Source organism: Amycolatopsis sp. NPDC114505 (assembly GCF_055633615.1).
In genome coordinates this window covers 597,113-614,287 of sequence record NZ_JBVKDV010000001.1, presented here as the reverse complement: position 1 = coordinate 614,287, position 17,175 = coordinate 597,113, and the positions used below count along the sequence as shown (strand labels likewise).

At 68.9% G+C, this 17,175-nt stretch carries 20 protein-coding genes and 3 tRNA genes; 18 read left to right on the top strand and 5 right to left on the bottom strand.

Features of this window, described 5'->3' with window-relative positions:
• Positions 1-37: 37 nt before the first annotated feature.
• Positions 38-892 (bottom strand): SAM-dependent methyltransferase, encoded by an 855-nt coding sequence (locus tag ACZ7OU_RS03090; protein ID WP_470239561.1) that lies wholly within the window; start codon positions 890-892, stop codon positions 38-40.
• Positions 893-962: 70 nt separating this feature from the next.
• Entirely contained in the window at positions 963-1,901 is a 939-nt protein-coding gene (locus ACZ7OU_RS03085) for a GNAT family N-acetyltransferase (protein WP_470254051.1), read from the bottom strand.
• Positions 1,902-2,139: 238 nt separating this feature from the next.
• On the opposite strand from ACZ7OU_RS03085, the gene ACZ7OU_RS03080 reads away from it, so the two are divergent.
• The 6 genes from ACZ7OU_RS03080 (at position 2,140) to ACZ7OU_RS03055 (ending at position 6,201) form a co-directional block, all read left to right on the top strand.
• Positions 2,140-4,785, top strand: coding sequence for a putative bifunctional diguanylate cyclase/phosphodiesterase (locus tag ACZ7OU_RS03080; RefSeq protein WP_470239559.1), 2,646 nt, complete (start codon positions 2,140-2,142; stop codon positions 4,783-4,785).
• An 80-nt stretch (positions 4,786-4,865) separates the two neighbouring features.
• Positions 4,866-4,938: transfer RNA gene (locus ACZ7OU_RS03075), tRNA-Thr, on the top strand.
• 50 nt (positions 4,939-4,988) lie between these two features.
• Positions 4,989-5,061 (top strand) — tRNA-Met (locus ACZ7OU_RS03070).
• 51 nt (positions 5,062-5,112) lie between these two features.
• Positions 5,113-5,277: a 50S ribosomal protein L33 gene (gene rpmG / locus ACZ7OU_RS03065; RefSeq protein WP_005152047.1), complete on the top strand. Its 165-nt coding sequence runs from the start codon at positions 5,113-5,115 to the stop codon at positions 5,275-5,277.
• A 79-nt stretch (positions 5,278-5,356) separates the two neighbouring features.
• Positions 5,357-5,806: a MaoC family dehydratase N-terminal domain-containing protein gene (locus ACZ7OU_RS03060; RefSeq protein WP_470239558.1), complete on the top strand. Its 450-nt coding sequence runs from the start codon at positions 5,357-5,359 to the stop codon at positions 5,804-5,806.
• Positions 5,803-6,201 (top strand): MaoC family dehydratase, encoded by a 399-nt coding sequence (locus ACZ7OU_RS03055; RefSeq protein WP_470254050.1) that lies wholly within the window; start codon positions 5,803-5,805, stop codon positions 6,199-6,201. The genes ACZ7OU_RS03060 and ACZ7OU_RS03055 overlap by 4 nt, the downstream gene beginning before the upstream one ends.
• Positions 6,202-6,358: 157 nt before the next feature.
• Here the strand turns inward: ACZ7OU_RS03055 and ACZ7OU_RS03050 are convergent, their stop codons facing one another.
• Positions 6,359-7,261 (bottom strand): SGNH/GDSL hydrolase family protein, encoded by a 903-nt coding sequence (locus ACZ7OU_RS03050; RefSeq protein WP_470254049.1) that lies wholly within the window; start codon positions 7,259-7,261, stop codon positions 6,359-6,361.
• A 153-nt stretch (positions 7,262-7,414) separates the two neighbouring features.
• Here ACZ7OU_RS03050 and ACZ7OU_RS03045 point away from each other — a divergent pair, with 153 nt between their 5' ends.
• Positions 7,415-7,630, top strand: a complete 216-nt coding sequence (locus tag ACZ7OU_RS03045) for a hypothetical protein (RefSeq protein WP_470239555.1) — start codon at positions 7,415-7,417, stop codon at positions 7,628-7,630.
• A gap of 4 nt (positions 7,631-7,634) precedes the next feature.
• Here the strand turns inward: ACZ7OU_RS03045 and ACZ7OU_RS03040 are convergent, their stop codons facing one another.
• Positions 7,635-8,519, bottom strand: a complete 885-nt coding sequence (locus ACZ7OU_RS03040; protein ID WP_470255870.1) for a TIGR03619 family F420-dependent LLM class oxidoreductase — start codon at positions 8,517-8,519, stop codon at positions 7,635-7,637.
• A gap of 295 nt (positions 8,520-8,814) precedes the next feature.
• Between ACZ7OU_RS03040 and ACZ7OU_RS03035 the strand changes: the two genes are divergently transcribed.
• The 6 genes from ACZ7OU_RS03035 to ACZ7OU_RS03010 all read left to right on the top strand — a co-directional run bounded on the left by ACZ7OU_RS03035 (position 8,815) and on the right by ACZ7OU_RS03010 (position 12,528).
• Positions 8,815-8,887, top strand: a tRNA-Trp gene (locus ACZ7OU_RS03035).
• A gap of 26 nt (positions 8,888-8,913) precedes the next feature.
• Positions 8,914-9,354: a preprotein translocase subunit SecE gene (gene secE, locus ACZ7OU_RS03030; RefSeq protein ID WP_470254048.1), complete on the top strand. Its 441-nt coding sequence runs from the start codon at positions 8,914-8,916 to the stop codon at positions 9,352-9,354.
• A 73-nt stretch (positions 9,355-9,427) separates the two neighbouring features.
• On the top strand, positions 9,428-10,255 hold the full coding sequence (nusG, locus tag ACZ7OU_RS03025; RefSeq protein ID WP_470239553.1) for a transcription termination/antitermination protein NusG: 828 nt from the start codon (positions 9,428-9,430) through the stop codon (positions 10,253-10,255).
• A gap of 73 nt (positions 10,256-10,328) precedes the next feature.
• Positions 10,329-10,766 carry a 50S ribosomal protein L11 gene (gene rplK, locus ACZ7OU_RS03020; protein ID WP_470239552.1) on the top strand — a complete coding sequence of 146 codons (438 nt, stop codon included), beginning with the start codon at positions 10,329-10,331 and terminating at the stop codon, positions 10,764-10,766.
• Positions 10,767-10,964: 198 nt separating this feature from the next.
• Positions 10,965-11,684 (top strand): 50S ribosomal protein L1, encoded by a 720-nt coding sequence (gene rplA / locus ACZ7OU_RS03015; RefSeq protein WP_086675533.1) that lies wholly within the window; start codon positions 10,965-10,967, stop codon positions 11,682-11,684.
• Between the two features lie 70 nt (positions 11,685-11,754).
• On the top strand, positions 11,755-12,528 hold the full coding sequence (locus tag ACZ7OU_RS03010) for an alpha/beta fold hydrolase (protein WP_470254047.1): 774 nt from the start codon (positions 11,755-11,757) through the stop codon (positions 12,526-12,528).
• A 1-nt stretch (position 12,529) separates the two neighbouring features.
• Here ACZ7OU_RS03010 and ACZ7OU_RS03005 read toward each other — a convergent pair whose 3' ends face one another.
• Complete coding sequence (locus tag ACZ7OU_RS03005) at positions 12,530-13,384, bottom strand: hypothetical protein (RefSeq protein WP_470254046.1); 855 nt, start codon at positions 13,382-13,384, stop codon at positions 12,530-12,532.
• Between the two features lie 279 nt (positions 13,385-13,663).
• Here ACZ7OU_RS03005 and rplJ point away from each other — a divergent pair, with 279 nt between their 5' ends.
• The 5 genes from rplJ (at position 13,664) to ACZ7OU_RS02980 (ending at position 17,174) form a co-directional block, all read left to right on the top strand.
• Positions 13,664-14,218, top strand: a complete 555-nt coding sequence (rplJ, locus tag ACZ7OU_RS03000) for a 50S ribosomal protein L10 (protein ID WP_155548847.1) — start codon at positions 13,664-13,666, stop codon at positions 14,216-14,218.
• Between the two features lie 51 nt (positions 14,219-14,269).
• Entirely contained in the window at positions 14,270-14,653 is a 384-nt protein-coding gene (gene rplL / locus ACZ7OU_RS02995) for a 50S ribosomal protein L7/L12 (protein WP_470254045.1), read from the top strand.
• A gap of 108 nt (positions 14,654-14,761) precedes the next feature.
• Positions 14,762-14,899 carry a hypothetical protein gene (locus ACZ7OU_RS02990; RefSeq protein WP_470254044.1) on the top strand — a complete coding sequence of 46 codons (138 nt, stop codon included), beginning with the start codon at positions 14,762-14,764 and terminating at the stop codon, positions 14,897-14,899.
• A 287-nt stretch (positions 14,900-15,186) separates the two neighbouring features.
• The gene (locus ACZ7OU_RS02985; protein WP_470239548.1) at positions 15,187-16,383 is read left to right on the top strand and encodes an ABC transporter ATP-binding protein; all 1,197 of its coding nucleotides are present in this window, start codon (positions 15,187-15,189) and stop codon (positions 16,381-16,383) included.
• Between the two features lie 38 nt (positions 16,384-16,421).
• Positions 16,422-17,174: an MlaE family ABC transporter permease gene (locus ACZ7OU_RS02980; RefSeq protein WP_470240760.1), complete on the top strand. Its 753-nt coding sequence runs from the start codon at positions 16,422-16,424 to the stop codon at positions 17,172-17,174.
• Position 17,175: the final 1 nt, after the last annotated feature.

Sequence of the window (17,175 nt, the reverse complement as noted above, 5' to 3'; positions counted from 1 at the left end):
TGGTGCGTTCGCCCACAGCGATCAGGGAAACCGCAGGTCAGCGGCCTGGCTTCACTCCGATACCGCACCACGCGTACGGACGGGCCTCCGCCTCCAGCGCGTTCAGCTTCCGGTCGGGCCGCCAGTCCGGCAGGTGCACGATGCCCGGTTCGAGCAGCGGCCAGTCGCCGAACAGCGGCTCGATCTCCTCGCGGTCGCGCAGCCACACCGGGTTGCTCGTCTTGCGGTACTGCTCGACGAACCAACGCAGCCCGGCCAGGGTCTCGCCGGTCCCGTCGCCCTCGCTCATCTGCGAGATCGCGAGCCAGCTCCCGGGCGCGAGCTTGTCCCGGTACGCCTTGAGCAGGCCGATCGGGTCGTCGTCCGGACCGACGAAGTGCAGCACCGCCATCATCATCAGGCAGACGGGCTTCGAGAAGTCGATGAGCCGCTTCGTCTCTTCGGCGCGCAGCACGGCCTTCGCGTCGCGCATGTCGGCCTGGACGATGCCCGCCCAGTCCGTCGCCGCCTCCTCTTCGAGGATCAGCGTCGCGTGCGCGACCGCGACCGGCTCGTAGTCGACGTACACGACCGTCGCGTCGTGGTCCTCGGGCAGCTCGGCCTCGACGACCTCGTGCACGTTGCCGGCCGTCGGGACGCCGGAGCCGAGGTCGATGAACTGCCGGATGCCGGCCCGCAGCGCCGCCCGCACCGCGCGGTTCATGAACTCGCGGTTCTGCTTCGAGCCGGGGCGCACCAGCGGCCACTGCTGCTCCATGCGCCGGCCGAACTCGCGGTCCACGGCCCAGTTCTGCGTGCCGCCCAGGTACCAGTCGTAGATCCGGGCCGCGGACGGCTTCTCGGTGTCGACGCCTTCGGGTGCTCTCGGCGCGGAATCCCGCTGATCGGTCACTTCCGGCTCCCCTCGCTGCTCCGGGAGCCAGCCTATAAGGACTCGAGACCAGGGGTAATCCGCCAGTCGTTCACCGAACGGCTGGTCGACGCTGCCAGTACGTCCACAGCGGGCGGTACCCCTGCGCGTACCAGAACGGCGTCGACAGCGGGTTCGCCGCCGCGTGGTGCAGGAGGACGACGTCGGCGCCCTCTTCGTCCAGGACGTGGTGGGCGTGGGTGGCCAGCGCGGTACCGACACCGGACGACCGCGCCTCCTTCGCGACGGCCAGCGACGACAGGTAGCCGACGCGGTCCGCCGCGACGCGGTCGCTGATCCAGCCGGTCTCGCCCGGGTGCTGGACGTTCACCATGCCGAGCGGACGGCCGTACAGCTCGGCGATCCACAGTGGCGGTTCCGGGCGGTTCAGCTGCTCGGCCAGGTCCTTGGCCATGATGTCCTCGACGCCCTTGCGCAGGTTGACCGTGCCGTACTGCGCGTCGAAGGAGTGCAGTTCGAGTCCCAGCGAGACGACGGTCTCGAGGTCGCCGGGCTCGGCGCGGCGGATCTTGACGCCGGGTGTGCCGCGCGGGCCCACCGGGTCCATCCGCTCGGCCGGGCGGACCGCGATCACGCGCAGCGGCGCGAAACCGTGGTGCAGCATTTCCCGCGTGCCGGCGGCGTCCCGGCTGGCGCGCGGCACGATCGCCGCGGTCTCGGTGTCGCCGCGCTCGGCGACCGCGCGCAGATGTTCATCCCATCGGGTGAGGAGGGCGTCGAGGACGGCCGCGGGCTGCGGGCCGGCGAGCTGGAGGTCGAGCCGGTGCTCGGTCAGCGCCCGCCACGGCGCGTTCGGGGCGTCCTGGTCGACCTGGATGCGGGAGGCCAGCCCGGACGCGGCCGAACCGGCGGTCGAGACCTCCAGCACCGCGGCGCTTTCGGCCGCTTCGAAGGGAGAGGAACCGGGGAGCAGGGGATCCGCCGCCGCGAGCCGCGCCGCGTGGTCGGTGGCAATCACGTCGCTGTGCATGGGCACATTGAAGCGCTACCCGGACTGGCGTGCGAAGAGAACCACCCCTGCTCGCCACCCCCCAATGTTTCACCCCTTGGTCCACGCAGGTCAGCGCCATCGAGGCATTGTTAACCCTGGGGTGATCTCCTACTGTCTCGAAAGGGACGCGGGTACGCCCTACGGGGTACGGTATGGCCCTTGTCCACACCCGAAGTCACGGATCAGCACCGGTGGACAAGCCGGGAGGGAAGGTCGGATGCCGGACACCAACGCCCACGGCGACGCCGTCGCACAGGCGCAGCCCGGGCCGGGAGCCGCTTCCGGGACACCGCCCGTTTCCGTCGAAGCTCGCACCGACGAGCGCCGGTTCCGCGCGTACACCTTCGCCGTCCTGAGCATCGGGCTCGTCGCCGCGTTCGCCGTCGGGTCCTGGCTGCCGTTCCACTGGGACAGCAGGCTGCTGTGGATCGGGCCGGTGCTCGCGGTCGCGTTCCTGCTCGCCGAGCAGCTCGGCATCAACGTCGACGTCCGCAGCGGCATCTCGTGGACCATCTCCTTCACCGAGATCCCGCTCGTCATCGGGTTCTTCGTCGCGCCGTTCGAGGTCGTGCTGGCCGCGCACCTCGTCGCCGGCATCGGGACGCTGCTCGCGCGCAAGGTCGCCGGCCGCGTCCTCTACAACGCGGGCGCGTTCCTGCTCGAGATCACCGGCGCCTTCGCGGTCGCCGGGCTGGTCAAGTACGCCGTCGGCGCGGGCGTCGGCGACAAGATCCCGTGGGTCGCCGCGCTGGCCGGCACGCTCACCGCGCCGCTGGTGAGCACGCTGCTCGCGCTGGCCGCGGTGCGCGTCCTGCGCCGCCGCATGCGGGTCAGCACCGCGGTCCGGCTCACCGCGCGGATCCTGGTCGTCGGCTTCGTCAACGCGTCGGTCGGCCTCTCCGGCTACCTCGTCATCTCGAACACGCCCAAGGCGTGGCCGCTGGTGCTCGCCGTCTTCCTCGGCTTGACCGCGCTGTACTGGGCCTACTCCGACCTGCTGCGCGAGCAGCGGGACATGGAGGCGCTCTCCGACGTCAGCCTGATGGTGGCCCGCTCCGGCCAGCAGGCGGCGGCGCGTCCGGCCAGTCGCGCGGACGAGCTCGTCGGCGGCGTCGACGTCCGCGAGTGGGCCACGATCGCCGAGCGCATCAAGGACCAGCTGGCCGCGGGCCGCGTCGTGCTGAGACTCCGGCTCGAGCCGAAGGACACCATGCGCGTGGTCGTCGCCGGCGACGACCTGCCGCCCGCCGACCCGGCCGCCGACGACCCGCTGCTGCGCCTGCCCGGCGCGCACGTCCGGCACTTCCGGATCACCGAGGCCAACCCCGACGTCCGCGCGGCGCTGCTCGACCGCGGCGCGCAGGAGGCGCTCGTCGTGCCGCTGCGCAGCGCGAACCAGCTGCTCGGCGTCGTCGAGGCGCACGACCGGCTGTCCCGCTGGCGCGGGTTCGGCAAGTACGACGTCCAGCTGCTCGGCACGATGGCCAGCCACCTCGCGACGTCGCTGGACAACCGGCGGCTGCTCGCGACCCTGCGCCACGACGCCTACCACGACCCGCTCACCGGGCACCTCAACCGGCCGGGCTTCCGGCAGGTGGCGAAGGAACCGTTGCGCGACTTCGCGAACGCCGTGGTGCTGCGCATCGACCTCGACGTCTTCTCGACGGTCAGCGACGCGCTGGGCTACGCCTGGGCCGACCGGATGGTGATCGCCGCCGGCCGCCGCATCCGCGACGCGCTCGGCCCCGACGTCCCGCTCGCCCGCCTCGAAGGCGCGTCGTTCGCGGCGCTGCTCGTCGGCTGCCCGCCCGAGGACGCCCACGCGGCGGCAGAACGGCTGCGCGAGGAGCTTTCCGCGCCGTACCCGGTGGACCGGCTTTCGGTCGAGGCGAACGCGATGATCGGCTACGCGACGACGACGCCCGAGGAGTCCGGCGACGTCGTCGACATCGAAGGCCTGCTCCAGCGCGCCGACGTTGCTGTTCGCGCTACCAAGGGCGGCGAAGAGGTCCGCGGCTACGTGCCGAGCATGGGCCAGATCTTCCTGCGCCGCTTCCAGATGGTCACCCAGTTCCGGCAGTCCCTCGAGGACGGCCAGGTCAGCGTGCACTACCAGCCCAAGATCACCCTGCCGAACCGCCAGGTCCAGGGCGTCGAGGCGCTGGTCCGCTGGGTGCACCCGGAGTTCGGCCGGCTCGGCCCGGACGAGTTCGTCCCGGCCATCGAGGCGGCCGGCCTGATCGGCGTGCTGACGTCGTTCGTGCTCGGCGAGGCGCTCAAGCGCTGCCGCAAGTGGCTCGACGAGGGCCTGCGGATCTCGGTGGCGGTCAACCTGTCGGTGCGCAACCTGGCCGACGAGGACTTCCCGAACAAGGTGGCCCGCGAGCTGGAGCGCGTCGGCATCCCGCCGGAGCTGCTGACGTTCGAGCTGACCGAGTCCGGCGTGATGTCCGACCCGCAGAAGGCGCTGCCGATCCTGCGCGAGCTGCACTCGCTGGGCATCACGCTGGCGGTGGACGACTTCGGCACCGGCTACTCGTCGCTGGCCTACCTGCGGCAGCTGCCGGTCGACCAGGTCAAGATCGACAAGAGCTTCGTCCTCGGCATGGGCACCGACCTCGGCGACCTCGCCGTCGTGCGGTCGATCGTCGAGCTGGGCCACTCGCTCGGCCTGACGGTGGTCGCGGAAGGCGTCGAGGAGGACGTGGCGCGCGACCAGCTCGAGGCGATGGGCTGTGACGTCGCCCAGGGCTACCTGATCTCGCGGCCGCTGCCGGAGGACCGCCTGGAGGCGTGGCTGCAGGCCCGCACGGCGCGCTCGCCGGGACGCCACTCCGAGACCGTGCTTACGCTGCTGACCTGAGGTTTTGTGCTAACGGGACCCCGGTTGCACGGGCGGGTGACAGGGCTTGCTAACCTTTCCAAGTCCTCGCGAGAGGCCAGGCCCCTTTAGCTCAGTCGGCAGAGCGTCTCCATGGTAAGGAGAAGGTCTACGGTTCGATTCCGTAAAGGGGCTCACGACCTCAGCCGCGTCACGCCTGCGTGTCGCGGCTTGGGTCATGTAAGGGCGGTGTAGCTCAGTTGGCAGAGCAAGCGGCTCATAATCGCTGTGTCGCCGGTTCAAGTCCGGCCACCGCTACGCGGTAACGACTGGGGCTGGCCCCCGGGACCTGAGAGAGAAGGAAACGCTGTGGCTGCCACCGACGTGCGACCCAAGATCACGCTGGCGTGCGAAGAGTGCAAGCACCGCAACTACATCACCAAGAAGAACCGGCGCAACAACCCGGATCGCCTGGAGATGAAGAAGTTCTGCCCGAACTGCGGTACGCACCGGACGCACAAGGAAACCCGCTGACGTAGCGCGTTCACACCAGCTTTCGAAGAGCCGCCCCGGACCACCGGGGCGGCTCTTCTGCTGTTGGTAGCCTCTCCGGGTGCCCTTGGACGAGTCGTTCACCGGGCGGGTGTACCCGCCGCAGACCAGCTACGAAGTGAGCCGGGAGAAGATCCGGGAGTTCGCCGACGCGATCGGCGACGACAACCCGGTCTACCGCGACCCGGAGGCAGCGAAGGCGGCCGGCTACCCGGACGTGATCGCGCCCCCGACGTTCCTCACGATCATCAACCTGGCATCGATCAACTCGATCGTCACGGACCCGGAGCTGGGCCTCGACTATTCCAGGATGGTCCACGGCGACCAGCAGTTCACGTACAGCCGCCCGGCCCACGCAGGCGACAAGCTGCTGCTGACCACACACATCGACCGGATCATGGCGAGGGCGGGCAACGACTTCATCAACTTGCGCGCGGAGATAACGGACGCCGAAGGCGCGCACATCGCGACGACGAAGGCCCAGCTAGTGGTGCGAGGGGAGAGCGCGTGAACACCGGCGACGAGCTGCCCGCCCTCGAGGTGAGGATCACGCGCGACCAGCTGGTCCGCTACGCGGGAGCGGCCCTGGACTTCAACCCGATCCACTGGAACGAGGCCTTCGCCAAGGAGGTAGGGCTCCCGGACGTGATCGCCCACGGAATGCTGACGATGGCGGTAGCCGGCCGAGTGGTGACGGACTGGCTGGGCGACCCAGGCCGCCTGCTGGACTTCAGCGCACGTTTCACGCGCCCAGTGGTGGTCCCCAACACACCAGAGGGAGCCCTGGTGGAGATCACAGGCAAGGTAGCGGCCGTAGACGACGAAGGCACAGCCCGCATCGACCTGGTGGTCAAGTACGACGGCAAGACGGTCCTAGGCAAGCCCCAGGCACTGGTGCGCACGTAAGACGGCAGCACGAAGAGGGCAACGCGAACCCAGACCGCCCCCAGCACCCCGATCCGAAGCCACAACACGGCCGCCGCCACCGGGTCAAGGCATCTTTCCCGCCTTGACGCGGTCGCGCCGGCCGTAGTCACAATGAGGGCTTCGGGGTGCCGGAGGCCTAAAACAGCTTCAAAACCCCCAAAACAGCATCAGCCATCCCCTGCTCCCCCCGAGCATTGGGATGCAGAGCGGTCCCATGCAGGGTGGGAATCACACCCTCGACCCACCGGGTATCCGAAGCCGTACAAACATCATGCCCCTTACCAGGCGTAGCGGTATCGGCATACCCAGCCGAATGACCATCAGCTTGGTCCTCAAGCATCTTGTTCAACTTCCCCAAAGCCCCCCGGAAGTAAGCAACATCCCCAGCCCCGATGGGCAGCACCGGCCAGCACCCATCCCCATCGGGCAGCACGGACGGATACCCGACAACGACGACCTTCGCCTTCGGAGCCTGCTTGTGGATGCGATCGAGCACAGCACCGACCTTCGGCGCAGTGGCATCGATCCGCTCGGCGAGCTGATCATGCCCACCAGCAGTCAGCTTGTCCTTGCAAGGTGACCCGGACCGATGAGCCGTCGCACAGGAAGAAGCCAGCGACAGAAACCCGATGTCGTTCCCCCCGATGCCCAGCGTGACAAGCGTCGTCTTCGCGGTCACGGCATCCAACTGAGGCGGGTTGGAGCCGTTGCCGGTCTTCTGAGAAGCGGTCAAGTTGGCGGTAGTAGCCCCACTACAGCTGACGTCATCGAACTCGGCCGGCTTCAGATCAGCCGAGACGAGCCGCGGGTAGTTGTCATCGGACCGGTCACAACCAGGCGGCGTCCCGACGTTCTTCCCGGTGCGCGGCGAGGCCGTGTAGGAGTCACCCAGCGCGACGTAGCGACCGCTGCCGTCCCCGGTCGCCGCACCAGCCGGTGGCGCGGACGACGATCCGTGATCCCACTTGTAGTAGCCGTAAGCCAGAAGCCCGACCACGAGTACGACGACGAGGCAGCCGCCCCCGCTGTTCTTCGCCACCCTACGTTTCTACCGAACTCCGGACGGTTTCGACCGCGTCGATCTGGGTGACTAGGGAAAACCTGAACGAGGTATTGACTGTTGCGCGAGACGCGGATCACAGCGAGGGTGGGCCCGTCCGATGTTGTCCGGTGAGAAAGGCAGGAAAAGCAAGTGAGCCTGAACCTGAACAAGCTCGTCGACAAGGCCTACGAGGACAAGTCGATCAAGGAGCTGCTGGACGCGCCGCCGTCCGCGCTCGAAGGGCTCACGCCGAAGCACGACGAACTGCTCGCCGAGCTGAAGATCAAGACCATTCGCGACCTCGCGAACTGGAAGTACGCCGCCAAGGCCCGGGCGCTCGCGACCCTCGCCGACAGCGAGAGCTGAGCCCTCAGACGGCCAGTTCGGCCGCCAGCTCCAGGGCGTGGTCGACGTCCTTCGCGACGTAGTGGAGGTCGACCAGCACCTCCGTGATGCCCAGCTCGCGGGCCACGTCCAGGCACGGCGGCACGTCCGAGACCGTGTCGACCCCGGTACCCGCGCGCGGGTTGATCCGCAGCACGCGCCGCAGGGTGCCGGGGTCGCGCCCGGCCTTCTCCGCCGCTTCGAGCGCGACCGACCAGAGGTCGTTCAGGTACTGCTTCGGCATCCAGCCGGCCAGCCAGCCGTCCGCCCGCCGGCCCACCCGCGCCAGCGCCGGTGGCGAGAACCCGCCGAGCAGCACCGGCGGCCGCGGGTCCTGGGCCGGGCGCAGGCCGACCGTCGACGGCGCGATCCGCCACTGCGGGCCCTCGTGCTCGACCGGATCGCCGGTCCACAGCGCCTCGAGGGCGTCGAGCAGCTCCTCGAGCCGCTTGCCGCGGCCCTCCCACGACTTGCCGGTGGCGAAGTACTCCTCGCGCAGCCAGCCGACCCCGAAGCCGACGTCCAGCCGTCCGCCGCTGGCGAGGTCGAGCGAGGTCAGGGCCCGGGCGAGCAGCACCGGGGAATAGACCGGGCCGGTCAGGGCGCTCATCCCCAGGCGGGCCGTGCGGGTCACGGCGGCCGCGGTCGCGAGCGTCGTGAACGGGTCCGCGAAGGTCTCGAACTCCTTGGGGTACGGGTGCTCCGGCGTCCCGCCGCCCGGGTACAGGTCGGAGGGCTCGTGCGGCGTCAGGATCCGGTCGCCGACCCACAGGGAGCCGAAGCCGAGGTCCTCCGCGGCGGTCGCGAAGCGCGCGACGGCGGCGGGGTCGGCGAGGGTGCCGTACTGGGGGAGCGCCAGCCCGAGCCGCATCCCGCTCACCGGTCCACGACGGACGGACGTGGCGGAGCGGCCGGCCCGGGTGTGAAGCTCCGGAAGTCACACCCCGGGATGCTCGTCATGGCGGACATCCTGGCATGATCGGGTGGTCGGCGGGGAGTTTTCCGTCGGCCGGCCGGGGTACGGCGGTCGATCGGGGGGCGCGGTTGCGGGCTCTCACGGGGGTTGCCGTAGACTTCGGGACTTGGAACGCACTACGGTCATCCCCGCCTGGATGGTGGGGACGATGGAATGCGTCCTCCGGGGCTCCGAGCGATCGGGGCTCCAAAGGGGTGTAGCTCAATTGGCAGAGCAGCGGTCTCCAAAACCGCAGGTTGCAGGTTCAAGTCCTGTCACCCCTGCGTAACGGAACTGGTGGAGCAGAGGAGTGGTCGTGAGCGACAGCGACGCCAGCGGCGGCGAGCAGGAGCAGGACGGCAGCGGGCAGAAGCCCGAGAGCCCGTCCCGTCCCGTCACAGCCGCTGCCAGGCGTGAGCGACGTGCGACCGCTCGTCCGGCGGGCAAGTCCGCGGCACGTGCGGACGACAAGACCCGGCCGGCCGGGAAGTCGGGGGAGAAGTCCGCCTCCGACGCGAAGGGCGCTCCGACCCCGAAGCGGGACCAGAAGCCGAAGAAGGCGTCGGTGTTCGCGCGGCTGGTCCGCTTCATCCGCGAGGTGTGGGCGGAGCTGCGCAAGGTCATCTGGCCGAACCGCAAGCAGATGGTCACCTACACGGCGGTCGTGCTGGCCTTCGTGGTGTTCATGGTGGCCCTCGTCAGCGTGCTCGATCTGGCATTCAAGTGGGGCATCGGCAAGATCTTCGGCTGACGCGCCTCGGCGCGCGCCGATGGGGCTCAGGTCCCGGCCTGACCCCGGCAATGATCAACTGAGAGGACGGAACGTGACCTCCGACAACGGCACATCAGCCGGTCATGACCTGACCGAGCTTTCCGACGAGCAGGTGCACGCGGCACTCGGTGACGAGGAGTCCGCGCACCTGGAGCCCGTCGAGGTGTCCGACGAGGTCGACGAAGCCGCTTCCAGCGACGAGAGCACCGAAGACGAAGCCGCCTCCGACGACGCCGAGGCCGAGCCCGCCGCGGCGGACGACGACCCGGTCGCCACGCTGCGCGCCGAGCTGGTCGCCGCGCCGGGCGAGTGGTACGTCGTGCACTCCTACGCGGGGTACGAGAACAAGGTCAAGACCAACCTCGAGACCCGCACCACGACGCTGGACGTCGAGGACTACATCTTCCAGATCGAGGTCCCGACCGAAGAGGTCACCGAGATCAAGAACGGCCAGCGCAAGCAGGTGCAGCGCAAGGTGCTGCCCGGCTACATCCTGGTCCGGATGGACCTGAACGACGCCTCGTGGAGCGCGGTGCGCAACACGCCGGGCGTCACCGGGTTCGTCGGCGCCACCTCGCGGCCGTCGCCGCTGACCGTGGACGAGGTACTGAAGTTCCTCGCCCCGCGCGTCGAGAAGGAAGCCCCGGCGAAGGGCGGCAAGGGTGATTCCGCCACGACCGCCGCTCCGCTCGGTGGCCCGGCCGTCGAGGTCGACTTCGAGATCGGCGAGTCGGTCACGGTCATGGACGGCCCGTTCGCGACGCTGCCGGCGACGATCTCCGAGGTCAACGTCGACGGGCAGAAGCTGAAGGTCCTGGTGTCGATCTTCGGCCGGGAGACCCCGGTCGAGCTGTCGTTCACGCAGGTCTCCAAGATCTGACGGCTGCAGCGCGGCCGCAGTCCCCACGTCCACGGCAGGTACGCGGGGAACGTAGTACAGGACAGGAAAAGAAATGCCACCCAAGAAGAAGAAGCTTGCGGCGATCATCAAGCTGCAGATCAAGGCGGGTGCGGCCAACCCCGCGCCGCCGGTCGGCCCCGCGTTGGGTCAGCACGGCGTCAACATCATGGAGTTCTGCAAGGCCTACAACGCCGCGACCGAGTCGCAGCGCGGGGACGTCGTCCCGGTCGAGATCTCCGTGTACGAAGACCGGTCGTTCGACTTCAAGCTGAAGACGCCGCCGGCCGCACGCCTGCTGCTCAAGGCCGCTGGTGTCGAAAAGGGCTCGGGCGAGCCGCACAAGACCAAGGTCGCCAAGGTCACTTGGGACCAGGTCCGCGACATCGCCAAGACCAAGGAGTCCGACCTCAACGCGCACGACATCGACCAGGCGGCGAAGATCATCGCCGGCACCGCCCGCTCCATGGGCATCACCGTCGTCGACGCCTGACGTCTGCAGCTTGCGAGATCGTGCCGGTTTCTGACCGGGTGATTTCGATCGGCCCCCAGGGCCGAGCGAAATCGGGCGGGCAGAAAGCGGCTTCAAGACGATCTCGCCGCCTCGACGGAGTCGAGGCAGACAACACCGTGGGAGAGCCAGTGCTGGCTCTGAAACCACACTGATCCACTTTGACTTAAGGACAGAAGCATGACCAAGCACAGCAAGGCATACCGCCAGGCTGCGGAGCTCGTCGACAAGGCGCGGCTGTACGCGCCGATCGAGGCCGCGAAGCTGGCGAAGGAAACCTCCAAGACCAAGATGGACGCGACCGTCGAGGTCGCGATGCGTCTCGGTGTGGACCCGCGCAAGGCCGACCAGATGGTCCGCGGCACCGTGAACCTGCCGCACGGCACCGGTAAGACCGCCCGCGTCATCGTCTTCGCCGTCGGCGACAAGGCCGCCGAGGCCGAGGCCGCCGGTGCGGACGCGGTCGGCACCGACGAGCTGATCGAGCGCATCCAGGGTGGCTGGCTCGACTTCGACGCCGCGATCGCGACGCCGGACCAGATGGCCAAGGTGGGCCGCATCGCCCGCATCCTCGGCCCGCGTGGCCTGATGCCGAACCCGAAGACCGGGACGGTGACCCCCGCGGTCGAGAAGGCCGTGAAGGACATCAAGGGCGGTAAGATCAACTTCCGCGTCGACAAGCAGGCCAACCTGCACCTGGTGATCGGCAAGGCTTCCTTCGACACGGAGAAGCTGGTCGAGAACTACGCCGCCGCGCTGGACGAGATCCTCCGCGCCAAGCCGTCGTCGGCGAAGGGCCGGTACCTGAAGAAGGTCACCTTCACCACGACGATGGGCCCGGGCATCCCGGTCGACCCGCTGCGGACCCGCAACCTCCTTTCCGAGGACGCGAACGTCTGAGTCGGACATCACCGGAAAGGGCGTCCCCGCTTGCTGCGGGGGCGCCCTTTCTTCGTGTCTGATGGAGGTCATGCCGACTTTCGCGTCGTTCGACGGCCTCCGGTTGAACTACACCGTCTGGGAGGGCGACGCCGCCCACCGCCCGGTGCTGCTGCAGCACGGCTTCGCGGCCGACACGAACGCGAACTGGATCTCGACCGGCGTCGTCGCCGCGCTGCGCAAGGCCGGCCTGACGGTGATCTCGCTGGACGCGCGCGGCCACGGCCGTTCCGAGAAGCCGCACGACGAGTCCCGCTACACCGAGGACAGCATGGCCCGGGACGTCTCGGCCCTGCTGGACGAGCTGCGCCTCGACGAGGTCTCCCTGGTCGGCTACTCGATGGGCGCGATCATCGCCCTGACGGCCACGGCGGCCGACAAGCGCATCCGCTGCCTGGCAACGGGCGGCGTGGGTTCGGGCATCGTCGACTTCGGCGGCGTCGACACCCGGGTCGTCAAGCCGGCCGACATCGCCTCGGCCCTGCTGGCGGAGGACCCGTCGACGGTCCCGCCATCGGGAGTCCCGTTCCGCCTCCTGGCCGACGCGGTCGGCGGCGACCGCCAGGCCCTGGCAGCGGTGGCACTGGCCTCGCGCGAAGGACACCTGAACCTGTCAACGATCGGCGTCCCGACGCTGATACTGGCGGGCGACCAGGATCCCCTGGCCGCGGAGCCGGAACGCCTGGCGGCGGCGATCGCGGGCGCCAGGCTGGTCCGCATCCCGGGCGACCACATGACGGCGGTGATGTCCCCGGCGTTCTCGGAGGCACTGGTGACGTTCCTGACGGCGCCGCACCCCCGCTGAGTCAGCTGGTCGGTGTCGCGGTGGGTGCCGCCCCGCACTTCGTCGGGCCGGCGGCGTGGCCGGTGATGAGCCACTGGCCCATTTCCACCTTGGTCACCGTGAAGACGCCCAGCGCCGGACCCCCGGTGATCGAGAACGAGCAGGAGTCGATGGTCACCACGTCGCCCGGCAACGGCTCGGAAACGTACGACGGCACCGATTCGGCGTAGTCGTTGCGGTCCTTCGGCTGCACCTGCGCGTGGATCGCCTGGACGGCCTGGCGGCAGTCGTTCTGCCCGACGTCCTGGGCGAATTTGCTCTGGATGTCGACGCCTTTGGCCGCGTCGTAGGCGAACCGGCCGCACGCGTCGTCGACGCTGCCCTGGGCGATGTCCTGGTACACGAACCGGACGGCTTCATAAGGGTTCTTCGAGAACACGTGGTTCGTGTGGTACTTCCCGCCGCCTTCTTGGGCCAGCTGGGCCGACGTCTTGCCGGCGTCGTTGGGGAAGAAGTGGTTGTACAGCCAGGTCCCCGCCAGACCCAGGATCACGATCGCCAGCACCCACGCGATGACCTTCTTGCCGAGCCAGCTCACCCACTTCGGCGCCCGGCGGCGCTCGGTCGGGACCAGCTGGTAACCCGGGGGAACAACCGGCGGCTGGGACGGCGGTGCCTGGACGACCCCCGCGTCCGACGGCGGTGCCGGCTGGTTGCCCTGCTGGGACTGCGTGAACCGCAAGTAGTCCTGGAACTGCTGGAACTGCCTGAACTCCTCCAGCTGCGCCGGATCCATCGCCGGCTGGGAAGCGGGCGCGTTCGGCCCCGCCGGTTCGATTTCCGAGCCCGGCTTTCCGTCATCGCGCTGCTCCGCCACGTGACCATGATGCCCCACGCCGCCGGGAACGTGGGGGTCGGAGAAGGCCTGTCGGCCTGACGAGGTATTCTTGACGACGTTCTACCGAAGACCGCTGGTTTTCCCCGTCCGAGACGGGGAACGAAGGTCCCGCAACTCGTCGGGCGGCCCGCGCAGGAGGAACGAGGCTCGGCACCCTGTGTGCCGTATGACGCCCCGCGCCTGCTTGCGCGAGGGCGTTTCGTCGTATCGGGGGCCCCTCGGCGCCAGTGGAAACACTAGCCAAGAGAGGAGGCGACCATGGCGAAGCCCGACAAGGTGGCGGCCGTCGCCGAGATCGCGGAGAGCTTCCGCACCAGCTCGGCCACCGTCGTTACCCAGTACACCGGCCTCTCCGTGTCCCAGCTGTCCCAGCTGCGCCGCGCTCTCGGCACCAGTGCCAAGTACCGGGTCGCGAAGAACACCCTCGTCAAGCGTGCCGCTGAGGACGCCGGCGTCAAGGGTCTCGAGAACCTGTTCGTCGGCGCCACCGCCATCGCCTTCGTCGAGGGTGAAGCGGTCGACGCCGCCAAGGCGCTTCGCGACTTCGCGAAGGACAACAACGCGCTTGTGATCAAGGGCGGCTACATGGACGGCAAAGCGCTGTCCGTGGACGAGATCAACCGGATCGCCGATCTCGACAGCCGTGAGGTCCTGCTCGCCAAGGCGGCGGGCGCGTTCAAGGCGAAGCTCTCCCAGGCCGCCGCGCTGTTCCAGGCGCCGGCGTCCCAGGTCGCCCGCCTGGCTGCCGCGCTGGAGGAGAAGCAGCGCAACGCCGCCGGTACCGAAGCAGCCGAAGCACCCGCCGAGAGCTGAACCACCCCCCCACCCCGAACGTCTAGTTCGTTTTTCTGAGAGGAAGCCATCATGGCGAAGCTGAGCACCGCCGAGCTGATCGACGCCTTCAAGGAGCTGACCCTCCTCGAGCTGTCCGAGTTCGTGAAGGAGTTCGAAGAGGTCTTCGACGTCACCGCCGCCGCGCCGGTCGCCGTTGCCGCCGCCCCGGGTGCCGCCGCTGCCCCGGTCGCCGAGGAGCAGGACGAGTTCGACGTCGTCCTCGAGGGCGCCGGCGACAAGAAGATCCAGGTCATCAAGGTCGTCCGCGAGGTCGTCTCCGGTCTGGGCCTGAAGGAGGCCAAGGAGCTGGTCGAGGCCGCTCCCAAGGCCCTCCTGGAGAAGGTCGACAAGGAGGCCGCCGAGGCCGCCAAGGAGAAGCTCGAGGCCGCGGGCGCCAAGATCTCCATCAAGTGATCCCGGGCGCGCGAGCGCCTGTGCACCACCTCGAGAAGGGGCGGGCATCCACTCGGATGCCCGCCCCTTCCGTGTTGCGCGGACGGCTCTCGAAGCGATTCGATGACCATGACCGACTCACAGCATCTCGAACTCCTCGCGCAGCAGCTGTCCGCCCGCAAGCCCCTGGTGACGCTTTCGCCGGCGGCCGTGGTCGCGCCCGTGCTGTTCCTGCTGGTCCTCGCCGCTTTCACCGTGATCCCCTAGGAGCGGTGTCCGAATAGCCCCGGGTCCCTAAATCGAGGGTTCCGGGCTCCGGAGATCTGCGTCGTTGCCCCGAATGGACTACCGTGCCTCCCGATGCCGATCACGGCGGGGTGACGATGGATCCGGGTCTGGCCAGAAAAGAAAACTGGTGAGTAACCTGTTCGCACTCAGCTCGTTGCACCTGGTTGACGCGGGTTCATGGGGCCCCGGCCCGCACCTGCCGCCGACGTGGGGTGGCTTGGGTGTGGCAGCGGGCGCAATGACGCGGAACAGCTCCTGGAGGTGCGATGGGTGCCGAGGTGGTCATCGAAGGTCTGACCAAGTCCTTCGGTAAGCAGGCCATCTGGCGGGACGTCACGTTGACACTGCCTCCGGGCGAGGTGTCGGCGATGCTCGGTCCGTCGGGAACCGGCAAGTCGGTGTTCCTCAAGTCGATGATCGGGCTGCTCAAGCCCGACCGCGGCCGCTGTGTGATCAACGGGGTGGACATCGTCACCTGCTCCGAGCACAAGCTGTACGAGATCCGGAAGCTCTTCGGCGTCCTCTTCCAGGACGGCGCGCTGTTCGGCTCGATGAACCTCTACGACAACGTCGCCTTCCCGCTGCGCGAGCACACGAAGAAGTCCGAGACGGAAATCCGCCGGATCGTCCTCGAGAAGCTCGACATGACCGGTCTGAACGGCGCCGACAAGAAGCTCCCCGGTGAGATCTCCGGCGGTATGCGCAAGCGCGCCGGCCTCGCCCGCGCCCTCGTGCTGGACCCGGAGATCATCCTGGTCGACGAGCCGGACTCGGGTCTCGACCCGGTCCGCACCACCTACATCTCGCAGCTGTTCCTCGACGTCAACGCGCAGATCGACGCGACGTTCCTGATCGTCACGCACAACATCAACCTGGCCCGCACGGTCCCGGACAACCTGGGCATGCTCTTCCGCAAGGAACTGGTCATGTTCGGCCCCCGCGAGGTGCTGCTGACCAGCGAGGAGCCGGTCGTCAAGCAGTTCCTCAACGGCAAGATGCAGGGCCCGATCGGCATGTCCGAGGAGAAGGACTCCGCCCAGATGGCCGCCGAGCAGGCGATGTTCGACGCCGGCCACCACGCGGGCGGGGTCGAGGACGTCACCGGGGTGCCGCCGCAGATGCAGACGACGCCGGGCGTGCCGACGCGGATGGGCGGGGTCCGCCGCAAGGACCGGGTCATGGAGATCATGCACCGCCTGCCGGACGCCGCGCAGCAGAGCATCATCGCCTCCCTGTCGCCGGACGAGCAGCGCCACTACGGCGTCAGCCCGCGGCGCGTCGCGCAGGCCCAGCAGCAGCAACAGCAGCAGGTCCCGGCGGGTGCCCGCCAGGGCGACGGCGTTCCGAACCAGCACCACGGGCAGCTGCCCGCCGACCAGGTGGCCCGGATCCCGGGCGGCGGCCAGCCGCCGAGACCCGGCACGCACCGGATGCCACCGAGCAACGGGCCAGGTGGCAGGTGAGCTCTCCCGCTTCACAGGCGAAGATCCCCGGGATCGGCATGCTCCGCGAGACCGGGAACCTGTTCGCCCTCGGCCTCGACATCGTTCGTGGCATCTTCCAGCGCCCGTTCCAGCTGCGGGAGTTCATCCAGCAGTCGTGGTTCATCGCGAGCGTGACCATCCTGCCGACGGCCCTGGTGGCCATCCCCTTCGGCGCGGTCATCTCGCTGCAGTTCGGTTCGCTCGCCCGCCAGCTGGGCGCGCAGTCCTACACCGGCGCGGGCTCCGTGCTCGCCACCGTGCAGCAGGCCAGTCCGCTGGTCACCGCGCTGCTGGTGGCGGGCGCGGGCGGCTCGGCCGTCTGCGCCGACATCGGCGCTCGCACCATCCGCGAAGAGATCGCCGCGATGGAGGTGCTCGGCGTCTCCGCGGTGCAGCGGCTGATCGTGCCGCGCACCCTCGCGATGATGCTGATCGCGTTGCTGCTCAACGGCATGGTCAGCGTCATCGGCGTGCTGGGCGGCTACTTCTTCAATGTCGTGCTGCAGGGCGGGACGCCGGGTGCGTACCTGGCGAGCTTCTCCGCCCTCGCGCAGCTGCCCGACCTCTGGGTCGGTGAGCTCAAGGCGCTGATCTTCGGGTTCATCGCCGCCGTCGTCGCGTCCTACCGGGGCCTCAACCCCACCGGCGGCCCCAAGGGCGTCGGGGACGCGGTGAACCAGTCGGTGGTCATCACGTTCCTCATGCTGTTCGTCGTGAACTTCGTGATCACCCTGATCTACCTGCAGATCGTGCCCGGAAAGCTGGACTAGC

Excerpts from the sequence above, each read along its gene's own strand:
- ACZ7OU_RS03080 (WP_470239559.1), top strand. The coding sequence starts at position 2,140 with ATGCCGGACACCAACGCCCACGGCGACGCCGTCGCACAGGCGCAGCCC.
- ACZ7OU_RS03085 (WP_470254051.1), bottom strand. The coding sequence starts at position 1,901 with ATGCACAGCGACGTGATTGCCACCGACCACGCGGCGCGGCTCGCGGCG.
- rplK (WP_470239552.1), top strand. The coding sequence starts at position 10,329 with ATGCCACCCAAGAAGAAGAAGCTTGCGGCGATCATCAAGCTGCAGATC.
- ACZ7OU_RS02980 (WP_470240760.1), top strand. The coding sequence starts at position 16,422 with ATGCTCCGCGAGACCGGGAACCTGTTCGCCCTCGGCCTCGACATCGTT.
- rplL (WP_470254045.1), top strand. The coding sequence starts at position 14,270 with ATGGCGAAGCTGAGCACCGCCGAGCTGATCGACGCCTTCAAGGAGCTG.
- ACZ7OU_RS03010 (WP_470254047.1), top strand. The coding sequence starts at position 11,755 with ATGCCGACTTTCGCGTCGTTCGACGGCCTCCGGTTGAACTACACCGTC.
- ACZ7OU_RS03040 (WP_470255870.1), bottom strand. The coding sequence starts at position 8,519 with ATGCGGCTCGGGCTGGCGCTCCCCCAGTACGGCACCCTCGCCGACCCC.
- ACZ7OU_RS02985 (WP_470239548.1), top strand. The coding sequence starts at position 15,187 with ATGGGTGCCGAGGTGGTCATCGAAGGTCTGACCAAGTCCTTCGGTAAG.
- rplA (WP_086675533.1), top strand. The coding sequence starts at position 10,965 with ATGACCAAGCACAGCAAGGCATACCGCCAGGCTGCGGAGCTCGTCGAC.
- rplJ (WP_155548847.1), top strand. The coding sequence starts at position 13,664 with ATGGCGAAGCCCGACAAGGTGGCGGCCGTCGCCGAGATCGCGGAGAGC.
- ACZ7OU_RS02990 (WP_470254044.1), top strand. The coding sequence starts at position 14,762 with ATGACCGACTCACAGCATCTCGAACTCCTCGCGCAGCAGCTGTCCGCC.